This window comes from Enterococcus sp. FZMF, assembly GCF_030263915.1.
Taxonomy (GTDB): domain Bacteria; phylum Bacillota; class Bacilli; order Lactobacillales; family Enterococcaceae; genus Enterococcus_D; species Enterococcus_D casseliflavus.
On sequence record NZ_CP127160.1, the window covers coordinates 2,313,852 to 2,337,812 of the forward strand.

At 42.7% G+C, this 23,961-nt stretch carries 24 protein-coding genes and 1 riboswitch; of the genes, 3 read left to right on the forward strand and 21 right to left on the reverse strand.

Annotated elements, in window-relative coordinates; translation table 11 throughout:
• Nucleotides 1-96 precede the first annotated feature (96 nt).
• From der to QN079_RS11225, 6 genes are all read right to left on the reverse strand, one after another.
• Nucleotides 97-1,407 (reverse strand): ribosome biogenesis GTPase Der, encoded by a 1,311-nt coding sequence (gene der / locus QN079_RS11200; protein WP_289229764.1) that lies wholly within the window; start codon nt 1,405-1,407, stop codon nt 97-99.
• Nucleotides 1,408-1,570: 163 nt separating this feature from the next.
• Nucleotides 1,571-2,785, reverse strand: coding sequence for a 30S ribosomal protein S1 (gene rpsA / locus QN079_RS11205; protein ID WP_005229333.1), 1,215 nt, complete (start codon nt 2,783-2,785; stop codon nt 1,571-1,573).
• A gap of 212 nt (nt 2,786-2,997) precedes the next feature.
• Nucleotides 2,998-3,669 (reverse strand): (d)CMP kinase, encoded by a 672-nt coding sequence (cmk, locus tag QN079_RS11210; RefSeq protein ID WP_289229765.1) that lies wholly within the window; start codon nt 3,667-3,669, stop codon nt 2,998-3,000.
• Between the two features lie 105 nt (nt 3,670-3,774).
• On the reverse strand, nt 3,775-4,398 hold the full coding sequence (locus QN079_RS11215; RefSeq protein WP_015510072.1) for a LysM peptidoglycan-binding domain-containing protein: 624 nt from the start codon (nt 4,396-4,398) through the stop codon (nt 3,775-3,777).
• A 72-nt stretch (nt 4,399-4,470) separates the two neighbouring features.
• The gene (locus tag QN079_RS11220; protein WP_289229766.1) at nt 4,471-5,853 is read right to left on the reverse strand and encodes a RecQ family ATP-dependent DNA helicase; all 1,383 of its coding nucleotides are present in this window, start codon (nt 5,851-5,853) and stop codon (nt 4,471-4,473) included.
• Nucleotides 5,847-6,842, reverse strand: a complete 996-nt coding sequence (locus tag QN079_RS11225; RefSeq protein ID WP_289229767.1) for a helix-turn-helix domain-containing protein — start codon at nt 6,840-6,842, stop codon at nt 5,847-5,849. The genes QN079_RS11220 and QN079_RS11225 overlap by 7 nt, the downstream gene beginning before the upstream one ends.
• Nucleotides 6,843-6,868: 26 nt before the next feature.
• Here QN079_RS11225 and QN079_RS11230 point away from each other — a divergent pair, with 26 nt between their 5' ends.
• Complete coding sequence (locus QN079_RS11230; protein ID WP_005229322.1) at nt 6,869-7,084, forward strand: ferredoxin; 216 nt, start codon at nt 6,869-6,871, stop codon at nt 7,082-7,084.
• 59 nt (nt 7,085-7,143) lie between these two features.
• Here QN079_RS11230 and QN079_RS11235 read toward each other — a convergent pair whose 3' ends face one another.
• The 14 genes from QN079_RS11235 to tuf all read right to left on the reverse strand — a co-directional run bounded on the left by QN079_RS11235 (nt 7,144) and on the right by tuf (nt 21,228).
• Entirely contained in the window at nt 7,144-7,737 is a 594-nt protein-coding gene (locus QN079_RS11235) for an ECF transporter S component (RefSeq protein WP_010749232.1), read from the reverse strand.
• Nucleotides 7,738-7,887: 150 nt separating this feature from the next.
• Nucleotides 7,888-8,012: riboswitch (FMN riboswitch) on the reverse strand.
• Between the two features lie 79 nt (nt 8,013-8,091).
• Nucleotides 8,092-8,808: a pseudouridine synthase gene (locus QN079_RS11240; RefSeq protein WP_074536680.1), complete on the reverse strand. Its 717-nt coding sequence runs from the start codon at nt 8,806-8,808 to the stop codon at nt 8,092-8,094.
• 2 nt (nt 8,809-8,810) lie between these two features.
• Entirely contained in the window at nt 8,811-9,395 is a 585-nt protein-coding gene (gene scpB / locus QN079_RS11245; protein ID WP_289229768.1) for an SMC-Scp complex subunit ScpB, read from the reverse strand.
• Nucleotides 9,388-10,137, reverse strand: a complete 750-nt coding sequence (locus QN079_RS11250; protein WP_005229314.1) for a segregation/condensation protein A — start codon at nt 10,135-10,137, stop codon at nt 9,388-9,390. The genes scpB and QN079_RS11250 overlap by 8 nt, the downstream gene beginning before the upstream one ends.
• Nucleotides 10,138-10,151: 14 nt before the next feature.
• A complete protein-coding gene (gene xerD / locus QN079_RS11255; protein ID WP_015510075.1) occupies nt 10,152-11,042 on the reverse strand; it encodes a site-specific tyrosine recombinase XerD in 891 nt (296 codons plus the stop codon).
• A 232-nt stretch (nt 11,043-11,274) separates the two neighbouring features.
• Nucleotides 11,275-11,724 carry a ferric iron uptake transcriptional regulator gene (fur, locus tag QN079_RS11260; protein WP_015510076.1) on the reverse strand — a complete coding sequence of 150 codons (450 nt, stop codon included), beginning with the start codon at nt 11,722-11,724 and terminating at the stop codon, nt 11,275-11,277.
• A gap of 109 nt (nt 11,725-11,833) precedes the next feature.
• Nucleotides 11,834-12,697, reverse strand: a complete 864-nt coding sequence (locus QN079_RS11265) for a CvfB family protein (protein WP_015510077.1) — start codon at nt 12,695-12,697, stop codon at nt 11,834-11,836.
• A 34-nt stretch (nt 12,698-12,731) separates the two neighbouring features.
• Entirely contained in the window at nt 12,732-13,049 is a 318-nt protein-coding gene (locus tag QN079_RS11270; RefSeq protein WP_015510078.1) for an AzlD domain-containing protein, read from the reverse strand.
• A complete protein-coding gene (locus QN079_RS11275; protein ID WP_289229769.1) occupies nt 13,042-13,749 on the reverse strand; it encodes an AzlC family ABC transporter permease in 708 nt (235 codons plus the stop codon). The genes QN079_RS11270 and QN079_RS11275 overlap by 8 nt, the downstream gene beginning before the upstream one ends.
• A 118-nt stretch (nt 13,750-13,867) precedes the next feature.
• Nucleotides 13,868-15,763 carry a cell division site-positioning protein MapZ family protein gene (locus QN079_RS11280; protein WP_159160878.1) on the reverse strand — a complete coding sequence of 632 codons (1,896 nt, stop codon included), beginning with the start codon at nt 15,761-15,763 and terminating at the stop codon, nt 13,868-13,870.
• Nucleotides 15,764-16,071: 308 nt separating this feature from the next.
• Complete coding sequence (gene rpoD, locus QN079_RS11285; protein ID WP_005229298.1) at nt 16,072-17,178, reverse strand: RNA polymerase sigma factor RpoD; 1,107 nt, start codon at nt 17,176-17,178, stop codon at nt 16,072-16,074.
• A 23-nt stretch (nt 17,179-17,201) separates the two neighbouring features.
• Complete coding sequence (gene dnaG / locus QN079_RS11290) at nt 17,202-19,040, reverse strand: DNA primase (RefSeq protein WP_015510081.1); 1,839 nt, start codon at nt 19,038-19,040, stop codon at nt 17,202-17,204.
• A 158-nt stretch (nt 19,041-19,198) separates the two neighbouring features.
• Nucleotides 19,199-19,828 (reverse strand): lysozyme family protein, encoded by a 630-nt coding sequence (locus QN079_RS11295; protein ID WP_005229291.1) that lies wholly within the window; start codon nt 19,826-19,828, stop codon nt 19,199-19,201.
• A gap of 212 nt (nt 19,829-20,040) precedes the next feature.
• Nucleotides 20,041-21,228: an elongation factor Tu gene (gene tuf / locus QN079_RS11300; protein ID WP_005229289.1), complete on the reverse strand. Its 1,188-nt coding sequence runs from the start codon at nt 21,226-21,228 to the stop codon at nt 20,041-20,043.
• A gap of 246 nt (nt 21,229-21,474) precedes the next feature.
• On the opposite strand from tuf, the gene QN079_RS11305 reads away from it, so the two are divergent.
• The gene (locus QN079_RS11305; RefSeq protein WP_015510082.1) at nt 21,475-21,834 is read left to right on the forward strand and encodes a YxeA family protein; all 360 of its coding nucleotides are present in this window, start codon (nt 21,475-21,477) and stop codon (nt 21,832-21,834) included.
• 110 nt (nt 21,835-21,944) lie between these two features.
• Here the strand turns inward: QN079_RS11305 and QN079_RS11310 are convergent, their stop codons facing one another.
• Nucleotides 21,945-22,949, reverse strand: coding sequence for a nucleoid-associated protein (locus QN079_RS11310; RefSeq protein ID WP_005229284.1), 1,005 nt, complete (start codon nt 22,947-22,949; stop codon nt 21,945-21,947).
• A gap of 163 nt (nt 22,950-23,112) precedes the next feature.
• On the opposite strand from QN079_RS11310, the gene QN079_RS11315 reads away from it, so the two are divergent.
• A complete protein-coding gene (locus tag QN079_RS11315; RefSeq protein ID WP_005229282.1) occupies nt 23,113-23,958 on the forward strand; it encodes an aldo/keto reductase in 846 nt (281 codons plus the stop codon).
• The last annotated feature ends 3 nt before the right edge of the window (nt 23,959-23,961 follow it).

Genomic DNA, 23,961 nt, shown 5'->3' on the forward strand with positions numbered 1-23,961 from the left:
TTTTAACGTTTTTAGGGGGTTTTTTTTTGGTTTTTTCCCATTTTTCTAGAAAAGGACAGATTTCTTTGTAAAAAGAAACAAAGTATGATAAAATCTCTATTTTCTTCTGCGAGGAATGATCCGAATCGGCGTTCCTTCAAAAGTGAATGCCTTGCGGATTTGATTTTCTAAGAAACGTGCATAAGAGAAATGCATCAGTTCTTCTTCGTTGACAAAAATAACAAAAGTTGGCGGTTTGACAGCTACTTGCGTCGCATAAAAAATCTTCAAACGTTTGCCTTTGTCTGTTGGGGTTGGGTTGATTGCCACAGCGTCCATAATGACGTCATTCAACAACGCAGATGGAATACGCATGTTTTGATTCATGCTGACTTCTTCAATCAATCGCGGCAGCTTATTCAAGCGCTGTTTCGTCACTGCGGAAACAAAAATGATTGGCGCGTAATCCAAATATTGGAATTCATCTCTGATTTCTTCTTCAAAATCACGCATCGTATTCGTTTCTTTTTTCAATGTATCCCATTTATTGACAACAATAATGATTCCACGTCCTGCTTCATGGGCATAGCCAGCGATCCGTTTGTCTTGCTCGCGAATCCCTTCTTCAGCGTTCAAGACCATCAAGACGACGTCTGAGCGTTCAATGGCCCGCATCGCCCGCATGACACTGTATTTTTCAGTAGACTCGTAGACCTTCCCTTTTTTACGCATGCCGGCGGTATCGATCATGGTAAATTCTTGACCGCTTTCGCTGGTAAAATGGGTATCGATCGCATCACGAGTCGTTCCTTCGATATCAGAAACGATCACTCGCTCTTCCCCTAGAATTGCATTGATCAAAGAGGATTTACCGACATTTGGACGACCAATCAAACTAAACTTGATGATGGAATCATCTTCTTCTTCTGCTTCATTGGTGAAGTGTTTGACTGCTTCATCAAGAACATCCCCGATCCCTAATCCATGACTTCCTGAGATTGGGTATGGATCGCCTAGACCCAAACCATAAAATTCATAGATGTCGGTACGCATCTCGGGATTATCAACTTTGTTGACGGCTAAAATCACGGGTTTGTTGCTTTTGTACAGCAAACGAGCCACAAGCTCATCAGCATCGGTTACTCCTTCACGAGCACTCGTAATAAAAACAATGACATCTGCTTCATCGATGGCGATTTCTGCTTGATGCTTGATTTGATCCATAAACGGCTCATCACTTAAATCGATCCCACCTGTATCGATTACGCTAAACTCACGGCCTAGCCATTCACCGGTGGCATAAATACGATCTCTGGTCACTCCTGGAGTATCCTCAACGATCGAAATTCGTTCTCCAGCTATCCGGTTGAAAATGGTCGATTTCCCCACATTCGGACGTCCAACGATCGCTATTGTTGGATTTGACATTTTTTACCCTCCATTTAAAAAAGCAGTCCTTGTACGCTGCTTCTTGTATTCAATCTTACTTAGTTTACCTAAAGCCATGGAAAGTTGCAAGCTTTCCTGGCAAACAAAAAACCAGCTTATAACAAATTCAAACATCGAATCGTTATAAGCTGATGGCATACAATTACTCTTCGTCGCTGTCTTTTAAGGCATCACCTAAGATATCACCCATAGTAAAACCAGTTGATTCTTCTGGCAATTGATAGTCGTCCTCTGAAACCTCTTGTGTTTCATTGGTGTTTTCGGCTTTTTCTAATGCTTTGATACTTAATGCGATTCGGTGTTCTGAAGGGTTCACTTCAAGCACTTTCACTTGCACTTCATCACCTTCTTGTAAGACTTCATGTGGTGTCGCAATGTGTTTATGGGAGATTTGTGAAATATGGATCAGCCCTTCAACACCTGGGAAGACTTCCACAAACGCACCGAAGCTTGTCAAGCGTTTAACAGTCCCTGTCAAGACACTGCCAACAGCCGCTTGCTCTTCAATATTGGTCCAAGGTCCAGGCAATGTGTCTTTGATCGAAAGTGACACACGTTCTTTGTCTGCATCAACAGATAAGATACGCACATTGACGGTATCGCCAACAGATAAAACGTCACTCGGTTTGCCAACATGTCCATGAGAAATTTCAGAGACATGGACAAGTCCATCGATGCCGCCAAGGTCTACGAAGGCACCAAAGTCGGTCAAACGCGCTACTTTTCCTTCTACTTCTTGTCCTTCATATAAATCAGCTAATAAAGCTTCTTTTTGTTTTGCTTTTTCTGCTTCGACAACTGCTTTATGAGAAAGGATCAAACGGTTTTCTGAAGGCTCGATCTCAACGATTTTGAAGGTCAATGTTTTCCCTTTGTAATCTTCGAAATCCGCAACAAAATGGTCTTCGACCATTGATGCTGGGACAAACCCACGAACACCTACATCAACCACTAACCCGCCCTTAACGACGTTGGTGACTGGTGCTTCAATGATTTTTCCTTCTTGGAAATCTTTTTCGATATCTTCCCAAACTTTTTTCGCGTCTAAGCGACGTTTAGAAAGGAGATAGCTGCCGTTTTCTTTGTCTTTACCGATTGCTGAAATCACAACCAATTCTAAGACATCCCCAACTTTGACTGCTTCGTTGATGTCTTCAACAGGTAAAGTTGATAATTCTTTTGCAGGAACAACGCCTTCAACGCCGGCGCCTTCGATCCCTACGATCGCTTGTTTATCCTCAATGGCCAATACCTCACCTTTAACGATATCTCCAACTTTTACTTCTTGGAAATTGTCTAAAGCGGCTTCCATTGATTCATTTCCACTCTCAACCTGATTATTTTCAAATTCTGTCATCTCTCATGTCCTCCTAACCAACAATTCTGCAATAATTGCACTACATCTTTTAGTTTAAAATAGAATGAAAAAAAAATAAAGCGATTTCTCTTATTTTCCTAAAAAACTACGGTTTTTTCGTTAAAAAAGTCTTTTCACCTCTGTTTTCTTACTCACTTTCATCTTTTGGTTTCGAAAAATAAAAAAACAATGGGGAACACCCATTGTTTTTGTTAATCAATTTTTTCTTTGATGGTATTTTTGATTGCTTCGACGACTTGCTCAATCGTTAAACCAGACGTATCGATTCGAACCGCATCCTCCGCTTGTTTCAAAGGGGAGACTTCTCTGTGAGAATCCAGATAATCTCTTTGCTGGATTTCTTCTTTCAACGTCTCATAATCGGTTTTGATCCCTTTTTGCTGATTTTCTTTAAAACGGCGCTGTGCGCGTTCTTCCACACTTGCTACCAGAAAAATCTTAACTTCTGCTTGTGGTAAAACCGCCGTACCAATATCGCGCCCATCCATCACGACACCGCCATCTTTAGCGATCAACTGCTGTTGTTGGACGAGTTTTTCACGAATCGCAGGGTATGCCGACACCTTCGAAACTGCGTTGGTTACTTCTGGCTGACGGATCGCTTCGGTGACTTGCTCTCCTCCTGCAAAGACCTCTTGACCGTGTTCAGTCGGTTCAAAAGTGATGGGGTATTGATCGATCAAAGCAGCGATCGCCGCTTCATCTTCAAGTGAACAGCCCGTTTTTAAAGCTAAATACGTGATGCTTCGATACATGGCACCAGTATCCGTATAAATAAATCCCAGGTCATTCGCGATGATTTTTGCCACTGTGCTTTTCCCAGATGACGCAGGACCATCAATAGCGATGTTGATTTTTTTCATTTTTCTTACTCCTCGTTTCCCAACGATGTGTATTCCTTCATCGTTTCTGCTTATCGTCCACCTTGGCTTCTTTCTTTCAAGAAAAAAAACCGCCAAAGCGGTTTTTTATTTAATTCGTAAGGTGTCGCCAGGGTAAAGCATGTAGTTGTTTGGATCAATCCCATTTAATTGATATAGGGTTTCAACTGAGATGCCTGTACGGGCTGCCACTTGTTCAGGACCTTCGCCAGCTTGGACTGTCGTGTATTCCTCGGTACCAGTTGCGCCTTGACCTTGATCAGTTTGCGTATTCTCTTGTCCCGCATTGTTTTCTTGTTGCGCCGGTTCACTACTTGATGGCGTCGTTGAAGCTGGTGCAGAACTACTGCTACTTGATGAAGAACTTGATTCACTTGTTGACGAACTCGTTTCACTTGTCGATTCCGTAGTGGATGATTCCGTCGTTGATGATTCGGTTGTTGAAGACTCTGTCGTACTTTCTACAGTACTGCTCGAACTTGCTGTGGTTGGGGCATCATTGTTATGGTTCAATACCCAAATACCGGCACCAACCGGAATTGCCACGATCAAGAAAAGCAAAACTAAAACGATCGTCAAAAAGAGTGAATTCCCACGCTTTTGTTTTCTTTGTTGGGATCTTGATGCAGAATCATCGTATTCTGTATCATAGATTGGTTGTTCCCACGGTTCTTGATTTTCTGAATTGTAGTCATTGTCTTTCTTGCTCACTCGTATTCCCTCCTAGTTTCCTTCCGATGTATTATACCATAGGTAAATAAAAACTGTCCTACAAAATACGATTCAATTTATATCTTTAAAAATTTTTATTAAACGTTCCTGCCAATGATGGGCTTCCTTTTTCTCGGGCAGCTGTTCTTCACCCGCTATTTCGATCCCGTCATTGTCGCAACAATAAGGATTCTCCTGGGCTTCCTCTCCGAAATGCGCCAGTAAAAATTGTCGGCGACAACCTGTAAAATGAATATAAGCCAACATTTTCTGTAATTGTTCTTGTTTTTGCTGTTCATTGCGTTTTAATGTTTCCAGCCAAAAGGAAGTCCCCAACTCTTTCATTTTTTGCTGCCACTTTTCTTGCAACGGTGTCAAGGGTTCTTTCCTCTTCTCCTGAATCATTCGTTCTAAAGCAAGGCGTTCTTCTTTATTTTCTCGCTGAAAGAAGTAATGGATCTGCTCATCATGTTCCTGATAAAGCAAAATCGCATTGCTTTGTTTGCCATCACGACCAGCTCGCCCGATTTCTTGACTGTAATTCTCTAACGAATCAGGTAGATCATAATGGATCACAAAGCGAATATCTTCCTTATTGATCCCCATCCCAAAGGCATTGGTAGCAACGAGTAATTTTAATTTATTCTGAGAAAACTGCTGCTGCAATGTTTTTCTTTGATCACTCGCGAGACCACCATGATAATAGCCTACCAGATAGCGCTGACGCAGTTTGTTATAGACTTCTTCGACTTTGCTTCTTGTGGAACAGTAGATGATCCCAGCCCCGCCTAAGCGGCTGAGATAGTCTGCTAATGCCGCATCTTTGTCTGTCGTTTGCTCTACGAACAAGCCGATATTGCTGCGGTTCATCGAATAACGGTAGACATTGGCGTTCTTTGCTAATAATACTTGCCGTATGTCTTCTTCCACTTGTGCTGTTGCAGTGGCCGTCAAGGCTAACGTAACGGGTGCCTTCAAGCGTTTCTTTACTTCACCAAGCTGCAAGTACTCTGGTCGAAAATCAATGCCCCATTGCGAAACACAGTGGGCTTCATCCACCACGAGCATGGCGATCTTAACCTGTTCCAATTGATGCAAAACAGCTTCTTGTACGATCATTTCTGGACTTAAAAACAAAAACTTGTACTTCTGCAAATGCTGCATCACATACTGGCGATCGGCAAGGTCCAATTGACTATTAAACGCAATCGCGCGTTTTTCCCTTTGCTTTTGTAAGCCGTAGACTTGATCTTCCATCAAAGAGACTAACGGCGAGATAATGATCACGATCCCGTCTACTAGGTACCCTGGCAGCTGATAGCACAGACTTTTGCCATTCCCAGTAGGTAGAATCGCTAACGTATCTTGCTGTGCTAAAACACTTTCGATGACTTCTTTTTGTCCTTGGCGGAATGTTTTGAAACCAAAATACTGATTCAGCGCATCTTCTAACATCGAATCCCTCGCTTCTGAGCAATCTGTAACAAACGAATCGTCAAAAAATCAGTCGTAAGAAGCGCCTGTAATTCTTGATAGCTATTTTTCCAAGAAGCTTCTGGCAGCTTTTTCAACAACGCTGTATCAAAGCGCTGAAAAGGAAACGTGGGATCAAGCAATGCCCACTCAATCAAATGATCATTAACAGTTCCTCGTTTGATCCTTCTTTTTTCCATAATCTGCTCGACAGAATCGCCTCGCAAAAACAATGCTCGGCTTTCCACCATGCTTTGGTTTAAACTTCTCTTTAGAAAAGGCGACAATCCTCGAAACAGGATCGTCTGGGGCGTTTTTTCGATCAAGGTTAAAAATTGATGGATCGAAGCTCCTACATAAAGAGTGTCCCAAGGCTTACTTCGAACATTTTCTGGTAAAAGCTGAAAAAACGCCTGCCCTAGAATATCTGGACCCGATAAGGTGCCCGCTAAAAAATCTGCCACTTCTGCGGGAAGCTGGTCAAAAATTGCTGTTAACTCTTGATACAAGCACTTTTTGATGTCAGGATTGTGACGGATCAGCTGACGGACAGGTTCTGTATAGAGTGGCGTGTTTTCAACGGGAATATACTGATTGGTCACGCCTTGATACGCAGCTGCTTGAACCAGCAGCCGAACAAAACGCCAAGCCTCCTCCGTCGTTCGTCCATAACGAAAGTAATTCGCATAACGCAACAATCGTTCACCTGGCTGCTGGCTGTTTATAGCGGTCGTTTTGAGCAGCAGACCATCTGAATCTCGACTTAGAGCCCCTCGTTGGATCAAGTCAGCGAGCGTCTGTTGATACGCTTTCTCATTCAACTGGGGCAACGATTGAAAGAGACCTAAGCGATCATAAAAAAAAGCATAACTCAAGACAGAGCTAGTACGCTTACCAATGAGAATTTGATAAAGTGTCGATGGGCGCAGCTTGTCAGTATCAGAAAACAGCGCTAAAATAAAAGAATCCATATTTCCCCTCCAGAAAGGACTAAAAAATGTCACAACGCTGTAAAATTATTCCTGAGCGCTGCATTGCTTGTGGCCTATGTGCGATCTATGCCCCCGAGATCTTCGATTATGATGAAGACGGGATCGTTTTATTTGCCCAAGAACCGAATGCTCGGCAACAGTTTATCATAGAAGACCAACAAGAAAAAGTCAAAACTGCTTATCGCAAATGCCCTACCCGTGCGATTATCATGGAAAAATAAAAAAAGCCGACTTGCCATTGACAGACCTTTCGTCTGCAACAGCAAGTCGGCTCATTTTTTTATTTTCCTATAGCAGAATGATGGGGCTGCTTACGAGCCAACCATGGCAGCAGTTTGGCGTGAAGTGCTAAAAAGACAGCACTGACGATTGCGCCTTTGACCAAATTGAAAGGTAAGATCCCGATCGCCACATATTGCGGCAAAGACATTCCTAAAAATTGATCGGCTGTAACCCCGAAAAAGCGCAGGTAAAGCGGTGTGATCACAAATAGGTTCGCCACACTCATAAAAATCGTTACCGACAAGATACCGCTGATGACACCAACCATTTTGTTTTTGGTGTGAATACCTTTGCGGAAAAAGTAGTACATTGGCAAAGTAAAGGCACATGATGCTAAAAAGCTTGCCGTATCCCCCACCATATCAGCAGGTGAAAAACCAGATAAGAACAAATGCAGCACCGAACGAATGAAAGCAGTCAATACCCCGCTCCAAGGACCAAATAAAAACATCATGATCATCACGGGAATATCACTAAAATCGATCTTTAAAAAGCTAAATGCTGGGAAAATCGGAAAAGCGATAAATTGCAAAATTGTTCCCATAGCAGCACACATGGCGATCGTCACCATTTTTCTTGTTTTGTTGTTCATCAGTATAAATCCTCCTAAGTTCAGGATTCCTCTTCAAACGAACCTATTAAATTTCCTCGGCTTTCTTGTCGGCGCCAGACAAAAAATACCCTCTTTTTTCCACAGGGAAAAAAGAGGGCATTCGAAATAGCCATAAGCAAATCAAATACGCTCTATCTTCTTTATCCAGACTGTACTGTCGGTATCGGAATTTCACCGATTCAGCTATTTCCGAAGAAATAGGTCGTGGACTATAACCACCGGTCGGGAATTGCACCCTGCCCCTGAAGACGAACCTTTATTCTATTTATTACATGTCCTATTATACACAAAATCTAAAAATTAACAATAGTTACGTTTTCAGATACTTTTCAATTATTTTGCACTGTTTTTCAGCTGGCTGACTTCCTTCTTCGTCAGCTCTCGGTATTCCCCTGGACGAAGACCTTTCAAATCTAACGGACCATAATTTTCCCGTTTTAATTTTTGCACAGGCAAACCAACTGCTTTTAACATATTTTTGACTTGATGGTTGCGTCCTTCGTGGATCGTCAATTGCACAATACTAGATTGCGCTGTTTGGTCTGTCGACAAGATCTCAAAGCGAGCAGGTGCCGTCTTACGACCTTCGATCCGAATCCCTTTTGTCAATGGGAGCAGCTGCTTTTTATCCGCAATCCCTTTGACTTTGGCAACGTACACTTTGTCGACTTCGTGTTTCGGATGCATCAGTGTCTGTGACAATTCCCCATCATTTGTCAGCAATAACAAACCAGAGGTATCATAGTCCAAGCGCCCGACGGGATACACCCGTTCAGGAACTTCAGCAAAATAATCCAAAACGACTTTGCGCTTTTTATCATCCGTTACAGCTGAGATCACACCACGAGGTTTGTAGAATAGATAATAGACGTGTTGTTCTTGTTCGATTGGTACACCATCGACTTCAACAACATCTTTTGAACTAACTTGGACCCCTAATTCTTTGATCACTTGCCCGTTGACGCGCACTCGGCCTTCGGTTATCAATCCTTCAGCTTTTCTTCTTGAGGTGATGCCAGCATGGGCAATCACTTTTTGCAAACGTTCCATCTTCATTCTCCTTCTGTTTCTGCTTGTTTGTAGCGGTCGTAAAAAAGATCAAACGGTGCATCTTCTTCAAGTTCATCTTCCATGGATTGGATATCGGGTAATTCAGCCAAACTTTTTAAGCCAAAATAATCCATAAAGTATTCCGTCGTACCATATAGGATCGCTCGTCCTGGTCCGTCAACGCGGCCTTTTTCTTCAATCAGTCGTTTTGCCACCAATTTTTGAACCGATCCGCTAGATTGGACGCCTCGAATCTCTTCTACTTCCATCCGAGTGATCGGCTGCTTGTAAGCAATGATCGACAACGTTTCTAAAGCGGCCTGCGACAACGAGCAGCCCATCGGTGATTCAGCATATTTCTTCAATAAAGGGGCAAATTGTTTCTTGGTGGTCAAAATAAAATGATTGCCCACTTCAAGAATATGCAACGCAGTATGTTCATTTTCTTCATATTGCTGATTTAGTTCCTGCAAATGCTGATAGACACTGGCAGTATTGCTTTTGACTAAGTAACTCAATTCTTCAAGTCCGATCCCCTCATCACCGACGACGAATAAGATCGCTTCTAATTCACTATATTTACTCATCTTCTTTACCTGTTGGATAGAGCAGAATCGACGCATAATTGTCTGTTTGCTCTACTCGAATCGTTCCTTTTTTCATTAATTCTAATAGTGCCATAAAAGTTACCACAACTTCTGTTTTATTGTAGGTCGTAAAAAACGAATCAAAGCTGCGGCCTTTTTTGGCACTGACATGTTGCATCTCCAGCTGAATCGCCGCCATCTTTTCATCGATGGTGCTTTCATCAGGAGAAATTTTGGTTTCTAGTACTTGGCGATTTTTCTTTTTCTCGATCATTTTTTGAAAAGCCAAAAAGAGATCGATCGTATTAAATTGATTGGCTCTTAACTGATCTTCTTCCTCTTTGTATTCATCGACATCCATCGGATCTTTCGTATAATACAAACTGCGCTCTTCCGCTTTTTCGGAAAGCTGCTCGGCTGCATACTTAAATTTGCGGTATTCTAGCAGCTGTGCCACCAGCATATCTCGTGGATCTTCTTCGTACTCTTCCACTTCAGCAATCAGCTCTTGTTTCGGTAACAGCATCTGGCTTTTGATCGCCATCAGAGTTGCCGCCATGACTAAATATTCACCAGCGACTTCTAATTCTAAAATTTTCATGGCATGGATATACTGCATGTATTGTTCGGTGATGGTTGCAACTGGAATGTCATAAACATCGATTTCCAGTTTTTTGATCAAATGAAGCAGCAAATCCAACGGTCCTTCAAAGACAGCTAATTTTATTTTGATTTCTTCCATTCCATCCTCGATTTCTAGGCGCGCGGAAAGTGCTGCTTGTACACTTCCGTCATCCGTTTCTTCGTTATATGCGTGTAAATCTGAGTGGTCGAGATATCTGCGTGTCCTAACAGCTCTTGAACCGTTCGCAGATCTGCCCCGTTTTCTAATAGATGGGTCGCAAAACTATGGCGCAGTGTATGGGGAGTCACATTTTTGGTGATCCCAGCTTGTCGAACCAAGGCTTTTAAATTTTTCCAGATCCCTTGACGAGACAGCTGCGTACCGTGGTTGTTTACAAACAGGTGGCTTTCATCCGGTGTTTTTCTCGTCAAATACGGACGTGCATCGCTGAGATACGTTTCGATCCATTGAATCGCTAAATCCCCTAGTGGGACGATCCGTTCTTTGTCGCCTTTCCCGGTTGTTTGCAACAAGCCCATACTTAAATGCAAATCATTCAGTTTCAAGCCGATCAACTCGCTGACGCGCAAGCCTGTCGCATACATCACTTCCAAAATCGCTCGATCGCGAATGCCCAACACCGCTCGAGTATCTGGTGTTTCGATCAAGCGCTCCACTTCCTGCAAACTCAAAGTGTCAGGTAGCTTCTGCTGTTTTTTCGGCGAATCAATATGCTGCATCGGATCATGATCTGTCAACCGTTCTTGACGCAAATATTGATGGAATCTTCGCAAACTGGAAACCATCCGAATCACGGTTGCCGAGGATTTTCCCGCCTCTTGCAAACTTTGCAAAAAAGACAAAACGATCACTCGGTCGATCTGTTGCCACTGCGTCACTTGTTTTTTTTGTAAAAACGCAAGATACTGTTGCAGATCCCGCTGGTAGCTGGCACGGGTATTTTGGGATAGCCCGCGCTCAATGGTCAAATAATGAAGATAATCAATAATTTGTTCGTTCATGGGGCTTCCTCTACTTTCAGCTTTTTTATCATATCAAATTCTGGCTCGTTTAGATAGTAGCTTGCCAACAAAAAAGAGGCATCTACCCGTATCTTTTTCCCAAGGAAACACCCGAATCATAGCAGATTTTTTGGTTCTTTCAAATTGGAAAAAAGAGCACTCTTCCTATCGAAACCATCTGACTATCATTCGGGTGATAACAAATTTTTTTCAAATTACCCAGCTACAGACACTAGGCTTTGTTTTGGCATTTTTGGCAGACACCATGAAATGTCAACCGATGATCCTTTACTAAAAAATGGTACTTTTGTTCGACGATCTCTTCGACTGTGCCCAACAGATCCTCTTCAACCTCTTCGATATTGCCGCATTCCAAACACAACAAGTGATGATGGAAATGCTTGGCGCCTTCTTTACGTAGGTCATAACGAGCGACACCGTCATTAAAACTGACTTTATCGACGATTTTCAAATCCGTCAAAATCTCCAATGTTCGATAGACGGTTGCTAAGCCAATCTCAGAATTTTTTTTGCGCACAAAGAAGAAAATCTCTTCGGCGGATAAATGATCTTTCTCATTTTCTAATAAGACCAACAACGTTGCTTCTCGCTGAGGAGTTAATTTGAACCCCGACTCGTGCAATTGTTTCTTGGTCTTTTTTAACGCTGCTGTTGTGTTCATAGTTGCCTCCGTATGCCGCTAATTTATAACGATTCTAATTTGAGTGAGAATCACCCAAGACAAACATTGTAATCATTATAAATTAGAACAGCAAAAGAAACAAGTATTCTCAATTAGGTTTTTTAACAAGAATCGTAAAGCCATCTTTTTGCTCAATCAAACGCTGTTTCATCAAGGTTCCTAACGCCCGTTTAAATTGGCCTTTACTAATACCAAACGTTTGTAAAATCTCTTCTGGTGCTGATTTATCGGTAAAAGGAATTTTATTTTCTGGTGCTCGTTCTAAAAAGGTTAGGACCATGGCGGCATCATTTGAAATCGCCTCGTGAGCTCTTGGTTTCAACGAAAGGTTCAAGACGCCATCTGGACGAACCCCAATCACTCGTCCTTTGACAACTTCCCCAAGACGCGGCTCTTGATAGCGCTCTGATGGGTGGACGAAGCCAATATAAAAATCATCCGTCAATAAGTAGGTTCCCGCTAGTTTTAAGCGATACACGGTACCTGTAACATCTTGATTCTTCATCTGTTCCGTACCATTCTTACTCAGTGCCTTGAAGATTTTCTCATCTGCTAACGAAGCCCATATACGCTCTTTGTCGTCGACGCGCAAGCTGACCATCAAACGATCGCCTTTTTTGGGCCAAAGTTCCCGCATTGTTGGCAATTCATCTAATGAAACCACCATGTCCTTGTCTTTTAAACCGATATCGACGAAAACACCTAAGTCGCGACGGCTTCCTGTGACTGTACCAAAGGCATAATGCCCTTTGCGGCTTTTCGGAATATTCGTAGTGAGTACATTTTCTTGCTTTTGGTTTTGATAGCCAAACCCTTCGACGGCTTCACCTAAATGATGTTCGCCTTCTTCCTTGGCTAGTCGGAAGGTAACCCCGCCTTTTTGAACAAAATAATTCTGTTCATTTTCATCAATGATCAATCCGCTAAATACGGATGCTAATAAGTCTTTCATCTATTCTCTCCTTCTTCATAAAAACTGCCCGTTGCTAGAAAAAGAAACGCAGCAGTGCCATAGCAATAACGCCTGTGATAACGATCTTCATCAAATCTTTTGTATAATACCCCACCAACAATGCTGGGATACAGGCAATAGTTTCTTTGACTTTCAAGATGGGAAATTGCCCTTCTCGAAAGATCAGCAAATTTTGAACCAACAATGCCGCCAAAATACACAACGGCAAGTAACTCAAAAAGATGGTGAAAGGTTTCGGAAATACGAGCTTTTTAGAAAATAAAAAAGGAACGATCCGCGGAATCCAAGTAACCAACCCACATGCTAGCATTAGTATAACAAAATTAGTCATGATGTGTCACCGTCCCAACCAAACATCCTGCCAAGGTCGCAGCAATTACCGCGATCTCAGCAGTAGAAAAACGCATAAATAAAATCAATGTCCCCATAACTGACCCGAGTACTAAGAGCGTTTGCTGGGTTTTCTTCTTGAGGGGTCGCTCTACTTGAAATAAAAAAAGACCAACAAATATGGCTACCAAGGCAAAATCTAAGCCTAACGCTTCTGGATCTGGAATAAACGAGCCTAATAGTCCGCCCAAAAAGGTTGCGAAGATCCAACTCAAATACGCCATCACGTTCAACCCATGGGTCCATTTCGCTGTGACTGGTTTGTCTTGTTGCAGTGCCGTCGTCAAAACGCCATAGGACTCATCAGTCAAAAGCGTCCCAATCCCAATAGCAGAAAGCAAAGGAGTCTTTTTAAAATAGGAAGCCACTGATAAGCTCATTAAGAAATGTCGTAAATTCACTAAAAAGACGGTTGCGACGATCGTCATGAAAGGTGCTTGAATCGCGAGTAATGCACAAATAATAAATTGAGCACTGCCTGCATAGACAATAATAGACATTAAAATAATTTCAAGAATCGACAACCCAACACCTTTTCCTACGACCCCCATCGCAAAACCAATCCCTAAGTACCCAAGAATCGTTGGTACACAAGCAATGACCCCATCTTCAAAGCGATCATATCTTTCTATTTTCTGCACAAAAAACCCTCCCTGTTTGAACGATTATCTTTCATCATATCGAAAACAGGGAGGGGAAACAAGTATTTTTCACATGTGCATGTAATAACTCTGAAAGTTTTCTAGTGACTCAGGAGACTTAGCGAACGGTGTGATCGTTCCCATTGCCTCTGAAATAGCCAGTTTTGGCGTTTACCGTAAATAAGTATAGCGGGAACGCTGAATCATCCGTTCCTTTAAGCAAGCTGCCTTGGGCATTTGTCGCATAAAAATTGTAATAGCCTTCGCCGTTGACGATCCGCACACGTTCAAAAGTATAACCACCATCAACCACGTAACCACGGGCAATCGCTGTGGCAATGATTTTTTCTTGGACACCATCTGCCCACACCCAAGCGCTATTGTTTACATCATTCAAATCACTTTGACGGGCTGGAATAATTGGCTGATTATTGGTATTTGTTGGCGTATTTGGCGAAAGCACATACTCTTCTTCAGACGTGCTTTGTGCAGGCGTCGCAGCGCTTGTAGAACCGCCGCTCGAAGCGGAAGCGTTGTTCTCAGAAGCCGCCGCTTGTGCTGCTTCTTGGGCCGCTTGTTGTTGTGCCGCTGCTTCTTGCGTAGCGGTTTCACGCTTCGTCAACGCAGTATCGACTTTGCGCAGATCAGCAGTGAGACTTTCCACCAATGAATCGATCGGTAAAGCTTGGACTTTTTTCATCAAGGCATTGTAGTTCTCACGGGTGACACTTTCAGGTGCTTCACCATCACCACTTAAAGCCACCATGCTCTTCACCGCATTTTGAACTTCCTCGATCGCACTGAACTCTTTTTGTCCCATGTCGATGGCTTGATTGATCAACTCATCAAAGGCATCCCCGTTCTCACGCTTCGCCATTGTGACGGCAGCCGCTTCTTTCAATGAGACTTCTTCCAATTGATCTTCCACAACGGCAGGACTGCTAAAATAGCTGTTGATCTCGGTCAAAGTTGCTAGTTTGTCAGCGATCGTCGCAGCTTCTTGTGACAAGGCATCGTACCGTTCATGGTCTTGAAACTCTGCCAACTGATTCGTCACAGCCGTCAGCTGTTCTGATGTTTTGTCGTTTTTAATGAACACTCGTTCATCATTTGTATAAAAATCATTCAGCTCATTTTCAATTTGATCGAGTGTACGGTTTTCCTGCGCCAGTTGCGTTTCTCGGGCTGTTTCTTGTTGCTGCTGTTGATAGTAATACGCCCAACCGCCACCAGCTGCCACTAATAAACAAGCCGCTGTAATATAGAGTGCTTTGCGAGGACTCTTCTTTTTTTCGCTAGGCGTCGACGTTTTTTCTTCAGTAGTCGCCTTTTTCGGTGCTTCATCCGCTGCGGTGATCGGCTCAGGAATTGGATCGATCACTGGTTCTGGCTGCTTCTTCGCTTCTTCAATGACTGGATCCGTCACTGGTTCATCTTCGCTTATCAGTAGAGGTTCCTCACTGGCTTGTTCCTGACTTTCTTCTTCAGTAGCAGACAAATCATCAGTGGCGGCTTCTGCTTCTAGAGCAGCGGCTTTTTCTTCTTCATCAAGTTTGTGTTGGCGGATATAAGCAGCCAAAATATCAGCGTCATGCTGTTCCTCCGTACTTAATGCATCGGTTTCACTTGCTTCCTCACTGGCTGATGTCGCATGCTCTTGCGTTGCGCTAGAACTTTCTACTTCCGTTTTTTCCTCAGCTTCTTTTTTAGAGGCTGATGTGGGGGTTACATGTTGCTCATCGGAAAAAGTCCCTTGCTGCGCGAGGTCGATCGTTTCTTCATTTGAGGATGGCCGATCACCTAAGTGCTCCTCCATTTTTCCGATCGGGACGTTTTTAAAGTCTGACCAGCGAATATCATCATTTTTATTCTGTGGCTCTTCTGGCGTAACGGAAGAGTCAGATGTTGGTTCCAGTTCATTCTCCTTTGCCTGGTTCCATTGGAACCCGCAATTGGGACAAACGGGTGTTTCTTCTATTGCTTGAAATCCACATTCAGGACATGTCTTCTTCATTGATTCAAACTGACTCCTTTTGTTTTTTGCATTTCCTTTTATGAAGCAGTCGCCTCTTTCATCAGACGCTTGCTGTACCTACTGCTTCTTTTTTTAGACCAGCAAATAATGGGTCTTTTTTGACACTTCGTTGTTTGTTACGTTTTGATGCAGATGCACAAAATTAAATTTATCACATTCTTGGCAATTAGCCAACACTTGCTTGGTTACGTTTTTATTAAGTTCTTTACCAATCTTGTGTCGAGAGGACAGAATCTGAATAAAAAAGACTTTCCAAAGGGTTCCTTTGGAAAGTCGATAAACCTTGATTATTCTAAGAAATCTTTCAATTGTTTTGAACGAGATGGATGGCGTAGTTTCCGTAATGCTTTTGCTTCGATCTGACGAATCCGTTCTCTCGTTACCCCAAAGACTTTGCCGACTTCTTCTAATGTCCGAGTACGACCATCATCGATTCCGAAACGCAAGCGCAGCACGTTTTCTTCACGGTCAGTCAACGTATCCAGTACATCTTCTAGCTGCTCTTTCAACAGCTCATAAGCCGCATGCTCTGCTGGACTTGTGGCATCTTGGTCTTCAATAAAATCACCTAGATGAGAATCGTCTTCTTCACCGATCGGTGTTTCTAATGAAACAGGTTCTTGAGCGATCTTCAAGATTTCACGAACTTTTTCCGTCGGCAGATCCATTTCTGCGCCGATTTCTTCTGGTGTCGGTTCGCGCCCTAAGTCTTGCAGCAATTGCCGTTGAATACGGATCAATTTGTTGATGGTTTCCACCATATGCACAGGAATACGAATGGTTCGCGCTTGGTCAGCGATCGCACGGGTGATCGCTTGACGGATCCACCAGGTCGCATACGTCGAGAATTTGAACCCTTTGCGGTAGTCGAATTTCTCAACGGCTTTCATCAAGCCCATGTTTCCTTCTTGGATCAAATCAAGGAATTGCATTCCTCGACCCACATAACGTTTGGCAATACTAACGACCAAACGTAGGTTGGCTTCTGCCAAACGCTGTTTTGCCTCTTGATCGCCTTCTTCGATTTTCAGTGCGAGCGCCACTTCTTCTTCTGCGGTCAATAACGGCACACGACCGATTTCTTTCAAGTACATCCGAACGGGGTCATTGATTTTCACACCAGTTGGTGCAGACAGATCTTCTTGAGGTTGTGTTTCTTGTCGTTTTTCATTGCTCTTTAGACTATGGACTGAAGGCTCTCCATTTTCATCCACGACACTGATGCCTGAATCCTCCAGTTTTTGAATTAATTTGTCCATTGCATCAGCATCCAAAGTATACGGCGTTGCTAAACGATTCGTAATGTCATCGTAAACAACTTGCCCCTTTGTTTTGTTTTCTCGGATGTATTCGGCAACTGCTTTGTCATACGTTTTTTTTGTTTCTTCTGCCATGAAAGAAAGCCCCTTTCAGTTCGCTATTTAGCTTGTTTCAACCGTTTGGTTAAATCAATGATTTCGATCGCAAGTTCAAGTTCTAATTGCTGGTTTCCTTTTTGTCTTGCTTCTTGCTGCTGGATTCGTTTTTGATTGATTTCTTCAGCAATGCCCGACTTTTGAAATACCTGCAGAATGTCCTGAAATTCTTGTTCAGTCCCTTCCTCAGAAGCTTTAAGATCTGCAATATCGATCACCATTTTTTTCATTGAATCTTCTTTTAAAAAATCTAAGAACTTTGCTAAAACAAAGTGTTCTTCTGTTTCCATATACGCATCAAACAGCAGATAAAGCTGTTGGTAACGATCATGGATAAAGGATATGCCACTCGCTCGAAAGCGATGGTTTAACGTACTGTCATGAAACAAACGGTACAATAATAATTCTTGTGCTTTTTCTACCTGTGTTTTGGGCTGCTGCCGCGTTGGCGGCGTAAAGACCATAGGATTATTGGTTGTTGGCGCTGGCGGCGGTGCATCTTGCCGCGGCTGCTGCTCTTGCCGGTTTTGCTTGAGCTGCTGCTGCAAGGTCTCACGGCTCAAGTTGAACTCTGTGGACAACTGAGTCAAATAACGGTCTTGCTCCAGCAAAGAATCCACCCGCTGTAATTCCTTTAAAACGACTTGGACATAATCTAGCTGCTCTTTCTCATTGGCCAAATTTCGATTTGCTCGATGGTAATCCATTTTGAAAGCAAAGACGGTTTCTTTCCCATGTACAGCTAATTTATAAAAAGCTTCTGTCCCATATTTGCGCAAATAGTCATCTGGGTCCATCCGTTCCGGCACTCGAACCACAGATAATTTCAAGCGGCTATTGTTTTGCAAAAGATCGATCCCACGGTTCGTGGCTTCAACCCCTGCACTATCTCCATCGTAACAAAGAATCACTTCTTGTGCCACTCGCTCGATGTGAGCGATCTGCTGATTGGTCAGGCTGGTCCCCATCGAGGCGATCCCATTTTCGATCCCTGCTTGCCAAGCGGCGATCACGTCCATAAATCCTTCAAATAAATACACTTGGCCATCTTTACGCATCGCTCGTCGCGCTTTGTCAAAGTTGAAAAGAACCTCGCGTTTATTGAAAAGAATCGTTTCAGGACTATTTAAATATTTTGGTTGGTCTTGATCACCGACTTTTTCGCTTGCTAACCACCGACCAGAAAAACCAATCGTTTTCCCCTGAGGATTGCGGATCGGAAACATGATTCGCTGGTAAAAGCGATCCGCCAGTGAGCCATCGTTGCGCTGAACAAAGAGTCCTGTATCAGGAAAAAACTCTGCTTTGGCTTTTTCATTCAAAAAAACTTTCTCCAAAAACGAGCGTTCATTCGGTGCAAAGCCAATATTGAACTCTTCGATCAGTGCCATCGTCAATCCACGATCTAATAAATAATCAAGCGCTTCTTGTCCAGCAGCCGTATTCACCAACATGTGATGATAGACTTCAGCGGCTTTTTCATGTAACGCAATCAATTGACTCGTTTGTGAGGTCGCTTCATTGATGCCTTCAGACTGCTGATATTGCGGATCAAGAGGAATATCATTCATTTCTGCTACTTTGACGACTGCTTCTGGAAAACTGATCCCTTCAAGCTCCTGTAAGAAACCATACACATTTCCACCACGACCACAACCAAAGCAATGAAAAATTTGTTTGTCCTCTGCAACGGAAAAAGAAGGTGATTTTTCATTATGGAACGGACACAAACCAAAATAATTTTTTCCAGACTTCTTTAACTGGACATACTGTCCCACGATATCGACGATATTGCTACGTTCGCGAATGTCGTCAATGACCGTTTGAGGAATTCGTGCCATCCACTCACCTCCATTTGGTAAGTATTCATCGGTTTACTAGGTAAAAAAACGCACTAATAGATATCAGTGCGAAGAATAATTAGACAGAATCACTCATAATGATTTTACCATATTTTATTTGTATTTCAAGCTTTTTTGTTTCAGTTATTTTACAACGCTTATGAAAAGAAACGCGCCGTAACATTGATCTTCCATTGATTCATTTTTATTAAATCAGCGTAGAATAAATTGCCGCCGTTATGATACAGGTGACCACCATTATAAAAAACGGATTGGATGCCCCAGTAACGATAGGTTTGTTCCGTATCATTGCCTAACAATGGAGATAAAACCTCTCTGGAATATGTTTCTGCTAACTCTAAGGTGTTCACTCCCCCTCGGGCAGCGACATAATCAATATAATCTGTACCAAAATTATACGCCTGTACGGCGGTCCAAAGATCACAGTTCATTTGCTCGGCTTTTTCAATCAACTCAGCTAAATAGGAAACACCTTGTTCGATGCTTTGTTCTGGCGTATCGAACTGATTTTGTTTTCCATAAACACTTTCAGAACTTTGCATCGGGTCGTTGCCTTGTCCTTTTGACTCCGTCAGCATGATGCTCATGGCTAATGACTGATATTCAGAGATGTCGTGGGCTTGCGTCTGTTGCGCGATTGCTTCTTCATACGCATAGACAGCTTTCAATGCCGTGTAGTTTCGATAGACCCAAACCCCTGCCCCGATCAGCAGCAGCACGAGGGCCAGCTTCAGTATAAATCCTAGGAAACGTCGAATTTTTCTCATCAAATACATCCCATCTTTTCTAAGTCAGAATCTATCGTACTATGAAATGAACGGGCTGACTAGAATTTTTTCTCTCCTAAAAAATCCTTAATAAAATCACAAGATTATTTAGAAAAAAACAAGCAATCCTAAGCTGACCGAGGGATTGGCGATCTTTCGACAAGAAAAAGGAAACAGCGCTTCTTCAAAAGGAAGCACTGTTTCACTCATCATTATTTTTCGATCGTGGTAACAATACCAGAACCGACTGTTCGTCCACCTTCACGAATCGAGAAGGTCGTTCCATTTTCTACAGCGATCGGATGGATCAATTCCACATCGATCGTTACGTTGTCACCAGGCATCACCATTTCCGTTCCTTCTGGTAAAACGATATTCCCAGTTACGTCCGTTGTACGGAAGTAAAATTGTGGGCGATAGTTATTAAAGAATGGGGTATGGCGACCGCCTTCTTCTTTTGTCAACACATAGACTTCCGCTTGGAATTTCGTATGCGGTGTGATAGAACCTGGTTTTGCTAACACTTGGCCACGTTCAATTTCATCACGGGTGATGCCCCGTAACAATACCCCTACGTTATCGCCAGCTTCTCCGAAGTCCATCGTTTTGCGGAACATTTCTACCCCTGTCACGACTGCTTTTTGTGTTTCAGGTTTGATTCCGACGATTTCTACTTCATCCCCGACTTTTACCATGCCGCGATCGATCCGACCAGAAGCAACGGTTCCCCGTCCTGTGATCGAAAAGACATCTTCGATCGGTAACAACAATGGTTTGTCAGTATCTCGTTCAGGCGTTGGGATATATTCATCTACTGTATCCATCAGCGTTAAGATCGCTGCTTCAGCATCTGGGTCCCCTTCCAAGGCTTTTAACGCAGAGCCCTTGATCACAGGAATGTCGTCGCCAGGAAAATCATATTCAGTCAGCAATTCTCTGACTTCCATTTCAACTAAATCGATCAACTCGTCATCATCGACAAGGTCCGTCTTATTCAAAAAGACGATCAAATGTTTCACACCCACTTGACGAGAAAGCAAAATATGCTCCCGTGTTTGTGGCATTGGGCCATCTGTCGCTGATACGACCAAGATTGCGCCGTCCATTTGAGCAGCCCCTGTAATCATATTTTTCACATAATCCGCGTGTCCCGGTGCATCGATATGGGCATAGTGCCGTTTTTCCGTTTCATATTCCACATGAGCAGTATTGATTGTGATACCACGTTCGCGTTCCTCAGGAGCCGCGTCGATACTTGCGTAATCTTGCGGATTGGCAAGCCCTTTTTTCCCAAGAACTGTGGTAATTGCAGCAGTCAAGGTGGTTTTCCCATGGTCGACGTGTCCAATCGTTCCGATGTTGACATGGGGTTTGCTACGATCATAATGTTGTTTTGCCATATTGTTTCCCTCCTAGAGAAAGTTGAGTCGTTGGTTGACTCGAATCATATTTTTGCGATTTACGCTTCCAAAGAGATAAGGATTAACTTATTTTTTGTAAGTTTAAATCTACCCTTATTATAGGTCAAAATTAGTCAAAGTCAAGCAAGAGGTCTCGGCAGCTAATCCCTAAGAATTTCTTTGCTTTTTGTGATCGATTGGACGCAAGCCTGGTTTTTATGAATAATAGAAGATGAGGTGAGAAATGTGAAGAAAATCATTGCAGCGCTGGTTTTTACAGCAATTTTTCTTGGCGGCTGCTTCCTTACTTATGACTATTACTATGGTGGAAGTGACTATTATACAGTTATCAACGATGCGGGGGAACACGATACCGAAGTCAGTGACGAGGGGGTCGTTGAAAACATCTATCGTTATACACAAACAGCCTACAGCGCCTCTGGTGACGTCAAAACGGTCAAAATGAATGAACACCGTTCCGCTCCTTTGAAAGAAGGCGCCTATTTGAAACTATTGGTCAATCCAAACAAAGGCGTTATAAGCTGGGAAGAAGTTTCTGAAGAAGACGTTCCTCAAGCGGCTCTTGAAAAGTTGACCCCTCAATAATTGCTGCTATCAAGCAAGCGTCTGTAAAAAAGCAGGGCGTCCTCTTTCTAAATGAGGACGCCCTGCTTTTTGTGCTTGTTCTGCCATCGTTTGCTTAAAAACAGCTCTTGTTACATCCGATTAATCACTTCTTCTACATTTTTGATCGTTACGGAAATCGTGCCATCGGGGTTATTGATAAATTCGATCAAATTCGGATCTCGGTAAACATCCAAAGGAACGATCAATTCGATTCCATTCGATAATTTTAGTTTTTGCTTACCAAATTTTTTCTCCGAGATTTCACGAACATCCCGCATCATCGGTGCTTGATTGACGAATCCTTTTTCAACCACTTCTTCTTGAAATGAAAGCTGAGCAGTAATATTGTCTTTAAAGACTTTTTGCGCCACTTCACTCACATCGATATGACCAGACTCTTCGATCGTATCGTAGACCGCTTCTTTCAAATCGGCAACAACGTTATAGGTGGGTGTTTCAAATTTCTGACCAATTTTTTCGGCTACTTTTTTGATGACTTTGACATTTTCTTCTAAAGATGGGATCGGTTCGGCATCAATGACTTTTGTTGAAAAGTAGGCGTATTTTTCACCTGAAAAGCTATATTTCTTTTCAATCAGTTCAAAGTCTAAGCTCTCCACATCGATCGTGATCCCTTCATCTGCCTTTTGGGTTTTACCAGCTAATAAGGCACGATGCAAAATCAAATTATTTTCGATCCCAGCCTCCCCATTATCAATAAAATGCGTATAGCCATCTTGATAATTGACCTTCAAAAAAGCCAGCTGCATTCTTGTATCTAATTCATATAAGACGACAAACGCATCCGCACTTGGCGCATCTTCACTTTCCTTGTACGCTTCATACCAGCGTTGCACGATCGCTTCACTGGCTGCGATAAAGTCGTCTGGTGCTTGTTTGACCAATTGAGCGATCGTTGAAGTTTCGAGTAAACGACCTGTTTTGGTTTGCGGTGTAGCAAGTTTCTGTATTTTCTTCGTCAAATAATCACGAATGTATTCCGTTGTTAAATCAAGTTCAACTTGAGAAAAAACTGGATCGCCTGTTTGACGGTCCACAATGTGTAAAATCGCATGTTTCAAATAAATATCCATTGGTTACGCTCCTTATCCATTTGTCTAGTGTACAAAATAAATAGGCGAACTGACAAGAGCGAATCGGCATTTTCCTTCAACATTCGCTTTCTTTTTAAAAGGTGCAATCATTGGAAATTCCTGCCTCGTCTGCTAAACTAGAAGTATCACAGAAAACGGAGGAATGAACATGAACAGCTATACGTTATCAAACAATGTGACCATCCCTGAGCTAGGCTTTGGCACATGGCAAACACCAGACGGCGACGTTGCCGTAGCATCAGTCAAAAAAGCACTAGAAGTAGGTTACCGCCATATTGATACAGCACAAGGCTATAAAAATGAAGCCAGTGTTGGTCAAGCGATCAAAGAAAGCGGCATTCCCCGCGAAGAGCTTTTCTTGACTACAAAATTATGGAATGCGAACCATTCTTATGATCTTGTGATGTCCTCTTTTGAAGAATCTTTAGAAAAATTACAAACAGACTATATCGATCTTTTCTTGATCCATTGGCCAAATCCAGTGGCTTTTCGCGACAATTGGCAAACAGCGAACGCAGAAACATGGCGTGCTTTTGAAGAGTTGTATCAAGCAGGCAAAATCAAAGCGATCGGCGTCAGCAACTTCTTACCACATCATTTTGAAGAATTGAAAAAAACAGCGACTATCTTCCCAATGGTCAATCAAATTTTCCTTGCACCTGGCGAGTTACAAGAAGAAGTCGTGACTTATTGCCAAGAACACGATGTATTGCTTGAAGCATACAGCCCATTAGGTACTGGGAAGATCTTTGATGTACCAGAAATGAAAGCATTAGCTGAAAAGCATCAAAAATCAATCGCTCAAGTTGCATTACGCTGGTCTTTACAACATGGTTTCTTGCCATTACCAAAATCAGTCACACCAAGTCGGATCGAAGAAAACATCCACGTCTTTGATTTTGAGCTATCTGAAGAGGACATGAAAACGATCGATCAATTAGATGGTGTGGTTGGGAAAGCGACCAATCCAGATACGACAGGGTTTTAATTT